General features: G+C 65.0%; 13 protein-coding genes and 1 pseudogene. 6 read left to right on the forward strand and 8 right to left on the reverse strand.

Annotated features, from left to right (window positions below):
* Window positions 1–150 precede the first annotated feature (150 nt).
* The 6 genes from VLR48_RS07400 to VLR48_RS07425 form a co-directional block, all read right to left on the reverse strand.
* A complete protein-coding gene (locus tag VLR48_RS07400; RefSeq protein ID WP_325291166.1) occupies window positions 151–1,467 on the reverse strand; it encodes a homoserine dehydrogenase in 1,317 nt (438 codons plus the stop codon).
* Window positions 1,468–1,526: 59 nt separating this feature from the next.
* A complete protein-coding gene (alaC, locus tag VLR48_RS07405; RefSeq protein WP_325291167.1) occupies window positions 1,527–2,729 on the reverse strand; it encodes an alanine transaminase in 1,203 nt (400 codons plus the stop codon).
* 77 nt (window positions 2,730–2,806) lie between these two features.
* Window positions 2,807–3,427: a thioredoxin family protein gene (locus VLR48_RS07410; protein WP_325291168.1), complete on the reverse strand. Its 621-nt coding sequence runs from the start codon at window positions 3,425–3,427 to the stop codon at window positions 2,807–2,809.
* A 78-nt stretch (window positions 3,428–3,505) separates the two neighbouring features.
* Window positions 3,506–5,614: a protein-disulfide reductase DsbD family protein gene (locus VLR48_RS07415; protein WP_325291169.1), complete on the reverse strand. Its 2,109-nt coding sequence runs from the start codon at window positions 5,612–5,614 to the stop codon at window positions 3,506–3,508.
* Window positions 5,615–5,685: 71 nt separating this feature from the next.
* Complete coding sequence (locus VLR48_RS07420) at window positions 5,686–6,096, reverse strand: hypothetical protein (protein WP_325291170.1); 411 nt, start codon at window positions 6,094–6,096, stop codon at window positions 5,686–5,688.
* Window positions 6,093–6,605: an MOSC domain-containing protein gene (locus tag VLR48_RS07425; RefSeq protein WP_325291171.1), complete on the reverse strand. Its 513-nt coding sequence runs from the start codon at window positions 6,603–6,605 to the stop codon at window positions 6,093–6,095. The genes VLR48_RS07420 and VLR48_RS07425 overlap by 4 nt, the downstream gene beginning before the upstream one ends.
* A gap of 199 nt (window positions 6,606–6,804) precedes the next feature.
* Here VLR48_RS07425 and VLR48_RS07430 point away from each other — a divergent pair, with 199 nt between their 5' ends.
* Complete coding sequence (locus VLR48_RS07430) at window positions 6,805–7,686, forward strand: DUF6279 family lipoprotein (RefSeq protein ID WP_325291172.1); 882 nt, start codon at window positions 6,805–6,807, stop codon at window positions 7,684–7,686.
* 282 nt (window positions 7,687–7,968) lie between these two features.
* Here VLR48_RS07430 and VLR48_RS07435 read toward each other — a convergent pair whose 3' ends face one another.
* On the reverse strand, window positions 7,969–10,659 hold the full coding sequence (locus tag VLR48_RS07435) for a PBP1A family penicillin-binding protein (protein WP_325291173.1): 2,691 nt from the start codon (window positions 10,657–10,659) through the stop codon (window positions 7,969–7,971).
* A gap of 463 nt (window positions 10,660–11,122) precedes the next feature.
* Between VLR48_RS07435 and VLR48_RS07440 the strand changes: the two are divergent.
* Together VLR48_RS07440 and VLR48_RS07445 are read left to right on the forward strand one after the other, a co-directional pair.
* Window positions 11,123–11,221 (forward strand): annotated as a pseudogene (locus VLR48_RS07440) (hypothetical protein); the annotation flags it as partial.
* 110 nt (window positions 11,222–11,331) lie between these two features.
* Complete coding sequence (locus tag VLR48_RS07445) at window positions 11,332–11,463, forward strand: hypothetical protein (RefSeq protein ID WP_325291194.1); 132 nt, start codon at window positions 11,332–11,334, stop codon at window positions 11,461–11,463.
* A 666-nt stretch (window positions 11,464–12,129) separates the two neighbouring features.
* Here VLR48_RS07445 and VLR48_RS07450 read toward each other — a convergent pair.
* Window positions 12,130–13,059, reverse strand: coding sequence for an alpha/beta hydrolase (locus VLR48_RS07450; protein WP_325291174.1), 930 nt, complete (start codon window positions 13,057–13,059; stop codon window positions 12,130–12,132).
* 229 nt (window positions 13,060–13,288) lie between these two features.
* Between VLR48_RS07450 and VLR48_RS07455 the strand changes: the two genes are divergently transcribed.
* The 3 genes from VLR48_RS07455 to ilvD all read left to right on the forward strand — a co-directional run bounded on the left by VLR48_RS07455 (window position 13,289) and on the right by ilvD (window position 16,175).
* Window positions 13,289–13,726 (forward strand): cupin domain-containing protein, encoded by a 438-nt coding sequence (locus tag VLR48_RS07455; protein WP_325291175.1) that lies wholly within the window; start codon window positions 13,289–13,291, stop codon window positions 13,724–13,726.
* A 14-nt stretch (window positions 13,727–13,740) separates the two neighbouring features.
* Complete coding sequence (gene cowN, locus VLR48_RS07460) at window positions 13,741–14,028, forward strand: N(2)-fixation sustaining protein CowN (RefSeq protein ID WP_325291176.1); 288 nt, start codon at window positions 13,741–13,743, stop codon at window positions 14,026–14,028.
* 233 nt (window positions 14,029–14,261) lie between these two features.
* Entirely contained in the window at window positions 14,262–16,175 is a 1,914-nt protein-coding gene (gene ilvD, locus VLR48_RS07465) for a dihydroxy-acid dehydratase (RefSeq protein WP_325291177.1), read from the forward strand.
* The last annotated feature ends 403 nt before the right edge of the window (window positions 16,176–16,578 follow it).

The following is a 16,578-nucleotide window of genomic DNA, read 5'->3' on the forward strand; positions in this document are numbered from 1 at the left end:
TTCGAAGAGCTGACCCGGCGGCTCGACCGCTTCATGTTCTGGTCATTCGGTCTGACGTTCAGCGTCGGGGCACTGGTGGTAGCCGCCATTCGACTGTGGCCTTGATGCAGGCTGGCGCCGGGTTCCGGCGCCGACCGTCGAACCCCGACCTCAGCCCGACAAGGTTTCCATCCGAATCCGCGTGACCTCGCCCTGCACCGAATCCAACGCCTCGATTCGGGCGATTGCCTCGTTCATCTGACGCTCGATCACACGATGGGTGAGCATGACCAGCGGCACGTGCGTCTGGCCTTCCTCCGGCTCCTTCTGCTTGATCGCCTCGATGCTGATGCCCTGCTCGCCCAGGATGCTCGCGATCCGGGCCATGACGCCGGGCTGATCGAGCGCCGCAAGACGCAGATAATAGGCTGTCTGCACCGCCTCCATCGGCATCACCGGGGTGTCGGCCAGCTCGTCGGGTTGGAAGGCCAAATGCGGGACCCGGTTGTTCGGATCCGTCGTCAAGGCACGCGTCACATCCACCAGATCCGCCACGACCGCCGAGGCCGTCGGCAGTGCACCCGCCCCGGCGCCGTAATAGAGTGTCGGTCCGACTGCATCACCCTTGACCAGCACGGCGTTCATCACCCCGTCGACGTTCGCGATGAGCCGGCGCTCGGGGATCAGCGTCGGGTGCACCCGCAGCTCGATCCCGTCCTCGCTGCGCCGCGTGATCCCGAGGTGTTTGATGCGATAGCCCAGCTCCGCGGCGTAGGCCACGTCCAACGCACCGACCTTCGAGATGCCCTCGGTGAAGCACCGCTCGAACTGAAGCGGAACACCGAAGGCCAGCGAGCTCAAAATCGTCAGCTTGTGCGCGGCATCGATGCCTTCGACGTCGAAGGTCGGATCCGCCTCCGCGTAGCCCAACGCCTGGGCCTCGGCGAGGACATCGGCGAAATCGCGACCCTTGTCGCGCATCTCGGTCAGGATGAAGTTGCCGGTCCCGTTGATGATGCCGGCGATCCACTCGATATGGTTTGCCGCCAAGCCTTCGCGCAGCGCCTTGATGATGGGAATCCCGCCAGCAACCGCCGCCTCGAAGCCCACCATCACGCCGCGCTCGCGTGCTGCGGCGAAGATCTCGTTGCCGTGCCGCGCGATCAGCGCCTTGTTGGCCGTGACCACGTGCTTGCCGTTCTCGATCGCCCTGAGCACCAGCTCGAGCGCAGGCGAGTAGCCCCCGATCAGCTCGACGACGATTTGGACCTCGGGATCCTCGACCACGGCGAAGGCGTCCGAGCCGATCCGACCGATCGCCTCCAGATCCTGAATGCGCTCCGGGTCATAGTCCCGTGCCGCTGCATGCGAGATCACGATCCCGCGACCGGCGCGACGCGCGATCTCAGCGGCGTTGCGCGACAAGACCGTCACGGTGCCGCCGCCGACCGTCCCCAAGCCCAGAAGTCCGACCTTAACCGGTTCCATTCATGCACCCCTTATTCGCTAATCGGTTCGCCGACGCGTGCGTCAACCTGTTCGAAAGCTCAGCTTCCGGCGCGCGACTCGCGGCGGAACATCTCTTTGATCCCGCGGATCGCCTGACGGGTGCGATGCTCGTTCTCGATCAGCCCGAAACGCACGTGACCGTCGCCGTATTCGCCGAAGCCGATGCCGGGCGAGACCGCGACCTTGGCCTCCTGCAGGAGCTTCTTGGAAAACTCGAGCGAGCCGAGCGCGCGGTAGGGCTCGGGGATCGGCGCCCAGGCGAACATGGTCGCCTTCGGCGGCTCGATCGGCCAGCCCGCGGCGTTCAGTCCGCTGCACAGAACATCGCGCCGGCTCTCGGAGGTGTCGCTGATCTCGCGCACGCACTCCTGCGGCCCCTCCAGCGCAGCGATGGCCGCGACCTGGATCGGCGTGAAGGTCCCGTAGTCGAGATAGGACTTGATGCGCGCGAGTGCGGCGACCAGGGTGCGGTTGCCGCACATGAAGCCGACACGCCAGCCCGGCATGTTGTAGCTCTTGGACATCGAGAAGAACTCGACGGCGATATCCTTCGCTCCGGGGATCTGCAGGATCGAGGGGGCACGATAGCCGTCGAAGACGATGTCGGCATAGGCGATATCGTGGACCACCCAGATCCCGTGCTCGGAGGCGATGTCGATGACCTTCTGGAAGAAATCCAGCTCCACGCATTGCGTCGTCGGATTACCCGGAAAATTCAGCACCAGCATCTTGGGCTTGGGCCAAGAGTCCTGGATGGCGCGTTGCAGCTCCTCGAAGAAGTCCACGTCCGGGGTAAGGCGGACATGGCGCACATCCGCGCCGGCGATGATGAATCCGTAGGGATGGATCGGATAGGCCGGATTCGGTACCAAGACCGAATCTCCGGCCCCCATGGTGGCGAGCGCCAGATGGGCGAGCCCTTCCTTCGAGCCGATGGTGACGATCGCCTCGCTGTCCGGATCCAGATGGACATCGAAGCGATCGCGATACCAATGACAGATGGCGCGGCGCAGTCGCGGGATCCCGCGCGAGACCGAATAGCGATGCGTGTCCTTGCGGACCGACGCCTCGACCAGCTTGTCGACGATGTGTTGGGGGGTCGGCTGGTCGGGATTCCCCATCCCGAAGTCGATGATGTCCTCGCCCCTGGCTCGCGCTTCGGCCTTCAACTCGTTGACGATGTTGAAGACATAAGGCGGCAACCGCTTGATGCGGTGAAATTCGGGCTCGGGGGCGACCACTGGACAACCTCTTGACGTCGGGAGTGGATAAAACGCTGAAGTCTACAGTCCCGACCGCCAGATTCAAAGCAGAGGAATCAGTACTTCACCGAGCACCCGTAGGGCCGAGTCACCGGGGTGGCGACCGCGTTGCCGGCAGCAAGATCGGCCATGGCAAGACGCACATAGTTGCTCGCGCCGGCGATGTCGGCCTGATCGGTCGTCGGCTTATCGTCGATGCCGCCCATGTACACCAGGGTACCTTCCGGATCGATGACGTACATGTGCGGCGTTGTCTTGGCATCGTAAGCGCGGCCCATGTCCCCGGAGGCATCGAGAAGGACCGCGGTCGGCGCAGCGCCTCGGTAATCCGTCAGGTCATCGGCCACAGCCGGACTCACATTCCCCTGCTTGCCCGACGCCGAGGAGATGACCGACAGCCAGACATAACCGGCTTCGGTCGCCTCCTTCTGCAGGGCCTGCATGTTGCCCGAGGCATAGTGTTTGACCACGTACGGGCAATCGTGATTGGTCCATTCCAGGATGACCTTCTTGCCCGCAAGGCCGCCGAGGCTCCAGGTCTCGCCCGCGGTGTCCACGACGCTGAAATCCGGAGCCGGAGCGCCGACCTTGGGGGCCGCGACGGCGACGCCGAAGGTCAGCGTCGCAGCCAAGGCGACAGCGCCCGAAACAAAGGTCTTCCGAAAAGCGTGCTTCATGGTTCTCTCCTTCTCTTTGGTGGGTAATCTGTCATCCGTATGCTCGGGGCCATGCAGCCGCGACGTCTCGGGCTCGACTCATCCATCGTGCCCCGACGACCCCGGCGCCGAGGAGCGGATCGCGCTCAGCACAATGTCCTCGGTCAGGATCTGCGGCAGGACTTGCGGATCCCCGTCGGGCGGATAATAGACATAGAGCGGGACGCCGTTGCGCCCGTGATCGGCGAGATAGGCGGTGATGGCAAGGTCGCGATTGGTCCAATCGCCCTTGAGATACAGCACCCCGGCATCCGAGAAGCTCCGCGCAAGGTCCGACGTGCTCAAGGCGACGCGCTCGTTGACCAGACAAGTGATGCACCAAGCGGCCGTCATGTTGACGAAGACAGGTCGGCGCTCATCACGTGCCGCGGCGAGACGCTCCGGCGAATAGGGCTCGCTCGCGAGTCCGCTCGCGGAGGCCTCGCCCTCGGACCGCGTCGGTGCGGCCAGCCGATCGGTCACCACCCCGAGATAAAGGGCGCCGATCAGCGCCGCCGAGGTCGCGGCGAGACCCCAGCGCCGCCGCGTCGAGTGCAAGCCGCGCGTGCGCTCGCGCAACCAGAGCCCGAAGGCCAACAAGACCAGTCCGCCGAGCACGAGCGCGACCCCGGCCGATCCGGTCTGCACGCTCAGGACCCAGACCAACCAAGCCGCGGCCGCGAACATCGGAAAGGCGAGCGCCTGCTTGAGGGTCTCCATCCATGCCCCCGGCTTCGGCAGCAAACGAGCCAACCGCGGGACCAGCGACAAAAGCAGGAAGGGCAGTGCCAAGCCGAACCCCAGGGTGAGAATGATCGCCAACGCGAGCGGCCAGCTCAGGATGACGGCATAGCCCAAGGCGGCGCCCATGAAGGGCGCGGTGCAGGGTGCGGCAACCAAGGCCGCGAGGGCGCCGGTTCCGAAGGCGCCCGCGGTACCCGATCCCGTTCGGGCGCCACCCAGGCTCATCAGCCGGGCACCGATCGTGACCGCGCCCGCGAGACTCAGACCGATCACGAAAAAGACGTAGGCCATGAAAACGACGAAGGGCGGATACTGGAGCTGAAAACCCCAGCCGACGGCCGACCCGCCGGCACGCAACGCCAACAAGAGCACCGCGAGCACCGCAAAGAACAGGAGCACCCCCGCCGTATAGGCCAGGCCGTGGAGGACACGCTCGCGCGCCGCCTCCGGACCTTGCCCGGATAGGCCATTGATCAGACTCAACGCCTTCATCGCCAGGATCGGGAAGACGCACGGCATCAGGTTCAGGATCAGGCCGCCGAGCAGGGCAAAGAGGAAGGCCAGCGGCAGCCCGATCGGGCCATCCGGAGCCATGGCGCCGGGGAGCGGCCCGCGCACGGCCGCGACCTCGTAGGAGCGCACCTCCCCGCCCGCGTCCGCGATCACGAGCAGCCCCTCCGGCGAGGCTTCGTCCGACAACGCACCGGGCGACAGATCGATCCGCAGTAGGCCGTCGGCCAATCGCCAGGGTTGCTCCGCCGCGTGCTCGATCAGGCCCCATTCGCCGGCAAAGAACCAGGCCCCGTCGATCTCCTCCGGCAGCCCACCCGAGGGGATGACGAGACCGAGCCCCGCGTCCGCGACGCCGAGCACGGCGCCCTCGATCCGCCCGTCCGGTAACCCCGCGCGGGCGGCGGCAAAGACGTCCGCCTGCAACGGATCGATCGGGCCCGGTCCGACCGCGGCTCCGGTCGGGAGCGTCAGATCGAAGCGGCCCGATTCCGGTATGCATTCCTCCTCGCACACCAGCCAGTCGACATCCGCGCGGATGTGCACCGGCTCGCCGATCGGCCATTGCGCCGGCACGGTGAGTGCGATCAGATGAACGGCGCGCTCGGAGTACCCGTAATTGGCCAACGGACCGACCGGGATCACCTCGGGTCTCGGCCAGCGCAGAGGCCCGGCTTCGACACCCTCGGGCAGGGTCCAGTGGATGCGCGGCGGATCGCCGGAGTCGCCCGGATTGCGCCAATAGGTGTGCCAGCCCGGTCGGATCTCGAACACCAGGGCCAGGTCGAGCGTGTCGCCCGGCGCAACCTCAATCCGCTCCGCGACCAAGCGGGCCGTCACGTTCTCGGTGGTGACCGGGTTGGCATGGACCAATCCCGGCCAGAAAAGCGATAGGCCGAGAAGGACAATACCCATTTGAAAAAAACCGCGCCGCGCCGATCGGCGCTGAAGGATGCTCGCAGGCGTCTCGGTCGACTTCACCATCATCACCGGCGTCGCCCCGCTCGCCGCTCGAGTTTGAAACTGGTCATATCCTCTCCCAAGGCCGCGTAGGGGATGCGATCGGCCCCGCCGAAGTTCGCCACAGCGCGGGTGACGAGGTCGCCGATATCGGCGTCGCGTCCATCCGCGTCGGACTCCCCGAGCAGACGTTGCAGACCGATCAGCCCGCCGGACTGGATCTTCACCAGCAAGCTGTGGGGCATCAGCATCGGATCGTCCTCGACGTCGGAGGCCGCCAGCGCGCACGCCTTGAGACCGGCGAAGACTTGCTCGCAGCGAGCATGCTCGGCCTCTGACAGGCAGTCGAATTCAGAGCCACCTCGGCGGACGACCTCGTGTGCATGCCGACAGGCCGCCGCCGTCTTGATCAGTGGAGCAGCGAAGGGGCATTTCATCGCGGACAACTCTCCTCCCGATCGGTCTCGGCAAGAACGGGCACGACTGCATCGCCGAGCCGGATGATTCCGCCAGTGACCACCCGTGCGTTCAGGCCGGCGTGACCGCGCATAGCGTTGTAGCCGCCGGGACCTAGCGTTTCCTCCATGCGCGAACAAGGCGGACATGGACCCGTTCCTTCGAGCACCGCCGTCCCGATGCGAAACCGTTGGCCTTTCAACGCCAGGAGGTTGACACCGGAAACGACCAGATTACGCCGCAGCAATGCCGGTTCGACGGGATCACGGCGCAAGAGCACGCCCAAGACCGCAAGGTGCTCGGCCTGCACGAGCGTCACGCCGCGTGAGCCCGATCGGCCGGCATAATGATCCCCTTCGAGGCCGCCCCCGACCAACGCCGTCGCCTCGGTGCAGGGGATCACATCCGCCCGTCGCGCCGGCCGTCGGCCGATCCACACCACCTCGCCCGGATGCGGAAATCGGCCGAGCAGATCCGAAAGAGAAACCATACGATACGCCTGCGGCTTGAAACCCCTCTGTCGGGCGAAGATCGGGGCAATGGGAATAGGGACAAGCCTTTCGGCTCGCCTGCGGGATCCATTCGGCCTCGATGCCGTCAAACCAGGCACAGCACATGCGCGGACTGGTAAGGTTCAGGTTCGCGCTTTCTTCAAGACCATGATCAATTCCCAACAGACGACACTCGCAATGCCCCGAATCTCTCTCCCGATCCGCCTCGCCGCGACCATCATCGCGACCGCACTGACGCTTGCGGGATGCAGCCGTGCCGGCATCGCCTACAACACCGGCGATTTCCTCGTGACGGCCTACGCCAAGGACTACCTTGATCTGGAGCAAAGCCAGCTCGAACGCTGGAACCCCCTTCTTGACGCCGAGCTGACGCGCCATCGCAGCGAGGAGCTGCCCTATCTAGCGGCCTATTTCGATCAAATCCTCGCGGCAAGCGAGGCGGGTTTCGACGCAAGCAACATGGACTGCCTGACTCAATCCTTTCGAGACCTCTACCGGCGCCAAGCCAGCTTTGCCGTCACCCTCGCGGCACCGCTTCTGGCCGAGCTCACACCGGCGCAGATCGAGCGCCTCGACCAGCGCTTCAGCAAAGAAGCCGCAGAGGATCGCGCCGAGATTGCAGGGCGCAGCAGCGCGCGCGAGAAAGAGAAACGCACCCGGCGCTACGTGAAATCCATCGAGGACTGGACAGGCCCGCTGAGCGCGGAGCAACAAGCGATCGTCGCGGACGTGACCGGCCGCATGCCCTACACCCAGGCAAGCCTGGTCGAGTATCGCAGCGGCAAACGAGAGCGCTTGATGGCGCTGATTCGGGCCAAGGCACCGGAGCCCGAGATCAAGCGCTTCCTGACGACCTGGCTCGTCGACTTCGACGATCTGCCGCCGGATCTCGAAGAAGGCAGCCAACAGCTGGGCGAGCGGATCGGCGAGCTCTTTGTCGGCCTCGGCAAGACGCTGGACACGACGCAGCGCGACCGCTTGAACAAGCGCTTACGTAGCCTTCGCGATGATTTCATGAAGCTGCAGAAGCAACCGAGGATGGCGCAGATGACCTGTTAAACCGCGCCGGGCGCGGTATGCGATGTTATCGGATTGAATCGGTCCCGGCAGACTTGACAACCGCTGGAGATGGCTCTGCTTAAAAAGCAGATAAATCTATCATTTTAAGCCGCGCCTCCGCTAAGTGCCTTGGATGCACCCATCGAGCACCGACCCCGCACCGGCGGGTCCTGAATTCGTTTTTCTTTCATTTTCTAAACCGCGTACAGCTCATTCTCTTGGATTCCGACGCCGGTGACGTCCACACCAAACGTCCAAAATGGCTCGGGACGCCGTTTAGGTCTAGAAGAGGTCGTCCATCACCCGGGGCGCAGAACCTCGCACGGAAGTATCGGCCCTCTTTGTCGCGCGCGCGTTTTTTGTCGGGCCCGCGACCCTGAAGGGCTCGGGGCCGAGCAGATCCTTGCTGAACTCCTCGTTCACCATCTCCAAGATGCCGCTCTTGGCCTTGGTCTCGGTCCCGCGAGTCGGGTCGACACGCACCTGCACCATGCCGGGAGGTGGATCGAGCTGCGCGATCGGGAGATCCTCGAGTGCCGTGCCCATGAAATCGACCCACATGCCCAGCGCGGCCCGACCGCCCTCCTCGCCGCGGCCCAGCTTCTCGAAGTCGTCGAAGCCCATCCAGGCGATGGTGACGAAGTCGGCCTGGTAGCCGGCAAACCAAGAGTCGCGCACGTCGTTTGTCGTGCCCGTCTTGCCGACGACGTCTTCGCGATCCAGTTTCTTGGCGCGTGTTCCCGTACCCGTCTCGACAACCTCGCGCAGCAACGAGGTGATCTGATACGCGATCCGCGGGTCGATCACCTGCGGGGCCGCAGCGCCCGCTTGTGTGCCCTGCACCCGTGCCGAGTCATCTCCGTAGCGGTACCAACAGTCCGAGCAGGAGCGCGGTGCGTGCGACTCGAACAGGACCTGCCCGTCGCCGCTCTCGATCCGTTGGATGAAATAGGGCGTCACATGAAAGCCGCCGTTGGCGAATACGGCATAACCTTCGGCCAGCTTCATCGGCGACATCTCGCCGGTCCCCAACGCCATGGACAGACCCAAGGGCATGGCATCCAGATCGAATCCGAATGCCCGGATGTAGTTCTGGGCGTCCTCCAAACCGACGCTCTGCAGCAGATTGATGGCGGCCAGATTGCGCGAGAGCGCCAGGGCACTCCGCATCCGAATCGGCCCCATCTCTTTGCGATCGGAGTTGCGCGGGTTCCAATCCTGCGTGCCGGTCAGCTTCACCGCCTCGTCCTTGATCAGACTCGCCGGCGTCCAGCCCTCGTGAAGCGCCGCGGCGAAGACGAAGGGCTTGAAGCTCGAGCCCGGCTGACGGCGCATGTCGACCGCCCGGTTGAACTTGCTCGCATTGAACGAATAGCCACCGACCAAGGCGCGAACAGCGCCGTCCTGCGGTGCGATCGAGACCAACGCCCCCGCGACACTCGGCATCTGCCCGAGCTCCCAAGACACCTCGCCATCCTGCCCTGGCCCGTCGTATTGGAGTCGAACGAGATCGCCGACCACGAGGACATCCGTCACCCGTTTCGGCCGGGGGCCACGCCAATTCGCATTGCGGAACTCCTGCGCCCAGGCGACCTGTTTGATGCCCAGCCCGACGCGACGCCCGGCGCCGATGTAGATCTCCGCCTCGCCGGTGGAGGCGCGCGTCACCAACCCGGGCGTCAGGTCCGGGATCGTCGTGACGGTCTCGAGATAGGCGTCCATATCTGCCTCCGTCGCCCCCTCGAGGTCGATCTTGGCCTCGGCGCCGCGATAGCCGTGGCGCCGGTCGTAATCGCGCAACGCCCGACGCACCGCTGCCTGCGCGGCGGTCTGCAACCGCGCATCGATCGTCGTGGTCACTTTGTAGCCTTGGCTGAGGGCGGCCTCGCCGTAATGCTCGACGATGGTTTGGCGCGCCATCTCGGCCACGTAACCCGCATCGAGATCCGGCTGACGGCGATGCAGTCGGGCCATATCGGGCGTCAAGACCGCGATCTCGTACTCCTTCCGGTCGATCTGACCGAGCTCGAGCATGCGCGAGAGGATGTAGTTGCGTCGCTCGAGCGCTCGCTCGGGATTGGTGACCGGGTTGTTGCTGGATGGCGCCTTCGGGATGCCGGCCAACATCGCCGCCTCGGCGGGGGTCAGCTGGTCAAGCTCTTTGTCGTAGTAGAGCGCAGCCGCCGCCGAGATGCCGTAAGCGCGATGGCCGAAAAAGATCTGGTTCAGATAGAGATCGAGGATCTGATCCTTCGTCAGGGTCCGCTCGACCTGGAGCGTGAGCAAGACCTCGGCGAGCTTGCGCTGGAAGGTCTTTTCCGAGCTGAGCAGGAAGTTGCGGGTCACCTGCATCGTGATGGTGCTGCCGCCCTGGGCCTTAGTACCGGTCGAGGCGAAGCTCAGCAGGGCGCGCACGATGCCGATCGCGTCCACCCCGCCGTGCTCGAAGAATCGTGCGTCCTCGGTCGCGAGAAAGGCATTGACCACCAGGGGCGGGATGTCTTCGTAGGCCACCGGACGGCGGCGCTCGATGCCGAACTCGGCGATCAGACCGCCGTCGCTGCTGAAGACCCGCAGCGGCTCTTCAAACTGGACCTGACGCAGACTCTCGACACTCGGAAGCTCCGGGGCATGGACCGAAACGAACACACCCGCGCCGAGCAGGCCCAATGCAAGCAGTTGCAGGGGCGTGCCCAGGACGCCGAGAAATCCGAAAAACCAACCGAAAACGGAGCGGCTGCGCGGTGAGGCCGGCCGGCCACTGCGATGTTGGGTCCGCGTGGCTCGCGCCGAGCGCTTCCCGGGTGTCGGACGCGGAGGGGGCGGGTCTGCGCCCGCGTCCGGCTCAAAGCCAAGACCGAAGCCGAAGCCAGGCCCGAAACGGGAACGGACCCCTTCGTGCTCCGTCGAAAGGTTCTCGGGCGGCGCACCCCGGCCGGATCCCGGCGTTGAGCTATCGGACTGTCGGTTCAAGTGTCCCTCCGCCCGCCTCGCCCGGTCGACGCGGAAGTCTCCCGGATGCGGCAAGTCTCTTCATAATTGTTATTCGGCTGCGATTGTACACTAGGGCACTCTGAGCCGGCCGCGCTCGAGGGTGTCGCCGCCGACATCTCCGAGCCAACCCTGGCCACCGCAGTTCCCGCGATGCGCGAGATCGCGCTCGTGGGATTCACCCGCGCCCTCGCCGAGGCACCCCTGGTCGCGGAAACGGACGGACGGGTCCAGATGTCAATCGGCGCATGCTCGAAGAACGCCTCGCGCGCGCGACCTTGGGTCATTCGCGAGAGCGAGGAGCGGGTGTCGGCGCTTCAGCTTGGACCCGCCGCGCTTCGACCTGATCCGCACCTCCTTCTGGCTCGCGGTCGTCGCGGTCAACCTCGTGGGCGATCGCGCCAACCGTGCCTTGTCGCTGATCGCCAAGGAGCTGCAGATCCGCATGACCCAGATCCCCGGGGTCACCGAGGTTAAGCTCGACGGGGAGCAGCGTCGCGAGTTCCACATCTTTCTCGATCCCTGGAAGCTCAAGTCGCACGGGGTGAGCCTGAATCAGGTCGCCGCGGCCCTACAGGACGCCAACGTCACACTCCCGGCCGGCGGAAGGACGGCGTCGCGCTGCGGCTGCTCAAGGCCGGGGGCGGCAGCGCCATGGAGATCTACGCCGCGACGGAGGCGATCCTCGAGGAGGTCGCGCGCCTTCTCGAGCAGGAAGGTATCGAGGTCGTCCTCACGCAGGACTCGACAACCTACATCGAGGAGTTGATCCAAACCCTCGGCTGATGTGTTTTGACCTGTCAACTATTGGCGCTGAATTCTCGGAGTGCACCTCTTCTTTCTACTGTTTAACAATCTGCCGCAGGTCCTGTGGGTATGTGGGCGAGAGGCCCGAGAGTGTGGGCAACCTGTGGGCCGCGCCTATGCAATGCTGGCGTCTTGCGCCGAGGCCTCGGCGCTGTCCATAGGTTGTCCACACGGCTCTGCGCCGGCCGGTCCGCAGTCATGCGGACTCGTCCATATATCCATAGGCCTGTGGCAACGTTGCTGCAAACACATTGGCTCAGGGCACCCGGCGGCAGACTGCGACGGTGGATCATGCTGATACACGTGGATTGAGTACCACCGGACTTCACTACGTCTCGGAGCTGGCCTTTCTCTAGAAGCAGGGATCGGCGCTCGGAATGCCCGTGCAGGGATTCTCCCGTGCGCCACCGGTATCGCCTCACCCTCCTCCAAATGAGAAGGCCCGCCACGGGGGCAACCGTGCGGGCCGGTGGCCGGTGAAACTACGCTTCGGGTGTCATCTCACCGGCGCGTCTAGGTTATCCAGCAGGCCTGGTTGGATGTCTTCCGCGCTGTCCGCTGCATCCGCAAGGCGGCTATCACTTCGCTCGGCACGGGACCGATGCGCGGGTCTCCCCGCCGGGGTTGTCTCCGGCGCAAACGGGCCTATTCGGCCGACTTCGCCCAGAAGGCGTCCAGGGCCGCAACGGCTTCGGGCAACCGCTCCCATTGAGGTAGTCCCATATTCGGCGCCAACCGCTGCCGGAACCAATTCGGGTGACGTGCGACGAAGTCGTCGAGACGCTCGAAGTCGATGTAGGGGTCGCGGTCGGCGATGGCCAGCACGGGTAGGTCCGTGAGCTTGGCGTAGAGCCGATCGACCGCTTCGGGCGTGAAGAGCTGCATGGAGAGGAACACCAGCGGGGCGTGTCGTGCTCCGGGCTGATGCGACGTAGCGTAGGCGTAGTCGAGGATCTCCCGGGTCGGCTCGCCAACGAAGGAGCCACCGAGGTAATGGCGAATACTGCGCCTGGAGACGACGAGATCGAAGAGGGCTTGACTCAGTCCGGGGGTCTTCAGGATCGGATGGACGATGCGACCGAAACCCGGTCCGGGCGGAATGCGTTGACTGAATCCGGTCGGTGCGATGAGCGCCAGGGAGGTCACGGAGCCGGGCTTGGAGCCGATGGCGCGTGCCGCGAATTCGGCACTCAGCGACAAGGCGACGACATCGGCGGGCTGCCCGACGACCTGCTCCAGAAACCGCGCGAGCACGTCGGCGAAGAGCTGCGGGGTGTAGCCCGCGGGGCGACGCTCGGAGTGGCCGAATCCAGGAAGATCCAGACTGTAGACGGGGCGCTGCGAGCGATAGTGCTCGAACAGCGGTTTCACCTCGAAGCTGCTCGGCGCGGCGTTGATGCTGTGGACCAGCACCAGCGGGCGCCCGCTGACCGAGGTGTCGGCGTAGTAGGCGATCCGCCAGCCGTCTGCACTCGTGAACTGCGAACGCGGCGCGTCGACGGCCTCGCCGAGACGGATTTCCCGCCCCTTTTGATCGCCCTTGTGCTCGGCTGCTGCCAGGGTCTCTCCGGTCATGGTTACATCTCCCGCCTTGGAATTGTCGATGGTGGACGGCCGTCGTCGGCAGGCGCCGCGACGTGCCGTTCTGAATGCGTTGAAGTGTCGCGCGATTATACGCCGAGGCGTCGGGGTGCCGATGCCGATTCCGGCTCCTCGGGCCAGGCGGGCCTGTTGGCCGGAACACCCGCGCCGGGATCATCCTCTGCCTGTATGATCTGCGAAACCCGACACCCAAGGAGTCTTCATGTCACGCCCTCGCACACTCGGCCTGCTGTTGGCCGGGTTATCCGCCGTGCTGGCCGGTCACGGCGCGCTCGCTTATAAGATCAGCGGGGTCCAGGTCGAAACCCTGGCCAAGTCGCACACCAGCTGGAACGGCACCCCGCTGCCCGCCTATCGGACCGGGCAACCCGAGGTAACCATCGTCAAATACCACATCGCGCCCGGCGCGGAGCTGCCGCCCCACCTGCATCCCGTCATCAACGCAGGCGTCATGCTGAAGGGCGAGCTGACCGTCGTGAGCGATACCGGCGAGAGACTCCATCTCAAGGCCGGCGACACCATCGTCGAGCTGGTCGATCAGGTCCATCAGGGCCGCAACGATGGGACCGAGCCGGTGGAGTTGATCGTCTTCTACGCGGGAAACGTCGGCCAGCCGACCAAGATTTTGCAGGACAACTGAACCGGATGAGCACGATGAATCAATCCCTCCAAAACGACCGCTACCTGTCCTTCATCGGGCTGAACTGCGACCAGCGTGCCGAGCGCTTCATCGGCAATCTGCGTGAGTTGATGCGCGAGCCCGATCGGACCGATCCTTTCTGGACCTATCTCGCGGCCAAGCTCGACGGCGAGAAAGGGCCGGCACACGACGAGCTGTATCACATTCACTGCCATCTCAACGACATCCGCGACCTGCTCGGTCGCCTCGACGCGCCCGAGCTGATCGCCGAGCTCGACGTGCTCGAGACGGAGTGTTGTTGAACCGCTTCTCGCGCCCCTGGCGCTGGCTGCGGCTGGTCTCGAGCGCGCATTCTCCCTCGAACCCGGCGGGGAAGCGGTTCAAGAGATGATTTCAAATTTCTGAAACGCGCCCCGACCGAGGGTGCTTGTCGCACGCCGCCAAACCCAAACTCCGAACCCGCCATGCCCTACCGGGCGCGTTTCAGCCGGGTATACTTGGCGGGATCCGATCCTCCCCGCCCAGGTAGCCTCTCATGCCCCAGTACCGCTCCCGCACCACCACCCATGGCCGCAACATGGCCGGCGCACGCGCGCTCTGGCGCGCCACCGGCATGACCGACGGGGATTTCGACAAGCCCATCATCGCCGTCGTGAACTCCTTCACCCAGTTCGTCCCGGGGCACGTCCATCTTAAGGACCTGGGCCAGCTGGTCGCGCGCGAGATCGAGGCCGCGGGTGGCGTGGCGAAGGAGTTCAACACCATCGCGGTCGACGACGGCATCGCCATGGGTCACGGCGGCATGCTCTATTCCCTGCCCTCGCGCGAGGTGATCGCGGACTCGGTCGAGTACATGGCCAACGCCCACTGTGCGGACGCCCTGGTCTGCATCTCCAACTGCGACAAGATCACGCCCGGCATGCTGATGGCCGCGCTGCGGCTGAACATCCCGGCGGTCTTCGTCTCGGGCGGGCCGATGGAAGCCGGCAAGGTGATGCGCGACGGCGAAGCGCTGCATCTGGACCTTGTCGATGCCATGGTGGCCGCGGGCGACGAGAAACAGAGCGACGCGTCGGTTGCCGAGCTCGAGCGCTCCGCTTGCCCGACCTGCGGCTCCTGCTCCGGCATGTTCACGGCCAACTCCATGAACTGTCTGACCGAGGCGCTCGGACTCAGCCTGCCGGGCAACGGCTCGCTGCTCGCCACCCACGCCGCACGCAAGGATCTCTTTCTGGAGGCCGGCCGGCTCATCGTCTCGCTCGCGCGCCACTGGTACGAGCAGGACGACGCCAGCGCCCTGCCCCGCTCGATCGCGACCTTCGAGGCGTTCGAGAACGCCATGAGCCTGGACATCGCCATGGGCGGATCCACCAACACGGTGCTGCATCTGCTGGCGGCGGCCTACGAAGGCGGCGTGCCCTTCAGCATGGAGGACATCGATCGGCTGAGTCGTCGCGTGCCCAACCTTTGCAAGGTCGCGCCCTCGACCCAGAAATATCACATGGAAGATGTGCATCGCGCCGGCGGCGTGATCGGCATCCTGGCCGAGCTGGACCGCGCCGGTCTCATCCATCGGGATCTGCCGACCGTGCACAGTGCCACGGTCGGCGAGGCGCTCGCGCGGTGGGACGTGCGCTACACGCAGGATGAAGCGGCGCGTCGTCGCTATCTGGCCGCGCCGGGCGGCATCCCGACGCAGGCTGCCTTCAGCCAATCGCAGCTCTGGCCGGATCTGGACCTGGATCGCGCCGAGGGCTGCATCCGTGATCTCGAGCATGCCTATAGCCGCGACGGCGGCCTCGCGGTGCTCTTCGGCAATCTGGCCGAGGACGGATGTATCGTGAAGACCGCCGGGGTCGACCCGAGCATGTTCGAATCGGACGCGATCGAAAAGGACGAGCTGCGCTATACCACCAGCGTGCCGACCTCGGTTCTGCGCGCCTTCGTCGGGCCGGCCCGCGTCTACGAGAGCCAAGAGGACGCGGTGACCGCCATCCTCACCGACCAGGTTAAGGCAGGCGACGTAGTCGTGATCCGCTACGAAGGACCCAAGGGCGGCCCCGGTATGCAGGAGATGCTCTACCCGACCAGTTATCTCAAATCCAAGGGACTCGGCAAACACTGCGCGCTCATCACGGACGGGCGTTTCTCCGGCGGCACCTCGGGTCTCTCGATCGGCCACGTCTCGCCCGAGGCGGCGGAAGGCGGCCTGATCGCACTCGTGGAGGAAGGCGACCGCATCGAGATCGACATCGCGAGCCGGCGGATTCATCTCGCCGTGGACGAGCACACCCTCGCCGCCCGCCGGGCCGCTATGGAGGCACGCGGTGCTGCGGCCTGGAAACCGCTCGACCGCCAGCGTCAGGTCTCGACGGCACTCAAGGCCTACGCCTTGTTGACGACCAGCGCCGCCCACGGCGCCGTAAGGGATTTATCGCGCCTCGGATAACCGACGGGACGATCCAAAAAAACGAAAGATGTAGGATGGGTAGAGCACAGCGAAACCCATCCTCACAGCTCAAACGCTCAATCCGGGTGGGGTGGCGGCGGTGGACCGTGCCGAACGCCGGAGGTTATGCCGTCGGCGGTGTCCGCTAAGCGGGGAAAAATGACTTGAGCAAAAGGGCCATGACGCCTCCGAGTAGGATTCCCATCATCCACTTGATGAGGCTGATGTCCGACAGGACGGGCGCAAGCTCGATCTGCAGGTCTTTCTTTGTGATCAGCTCTGCTTCTCCGGACGCATCCCGGAACGCTTCGGAGATGACCTTCGCCTGATCTTCCGGAATCCCCCTGGTTTGAGCTTCTCGACAAACTTTAAGGTATCGAAGGTGATGGTGGCCATGCCCGCA

Origin of the sequence: Thiocapsa sp. (genome assembly GCF_035467215.1) — a bacterium.
Taxonomy (GTDB): Bacteria; Pseudomonadota; Gammaproteobacteria; order Chromatiales; family Chromatiaceae; genus Thiocapsa.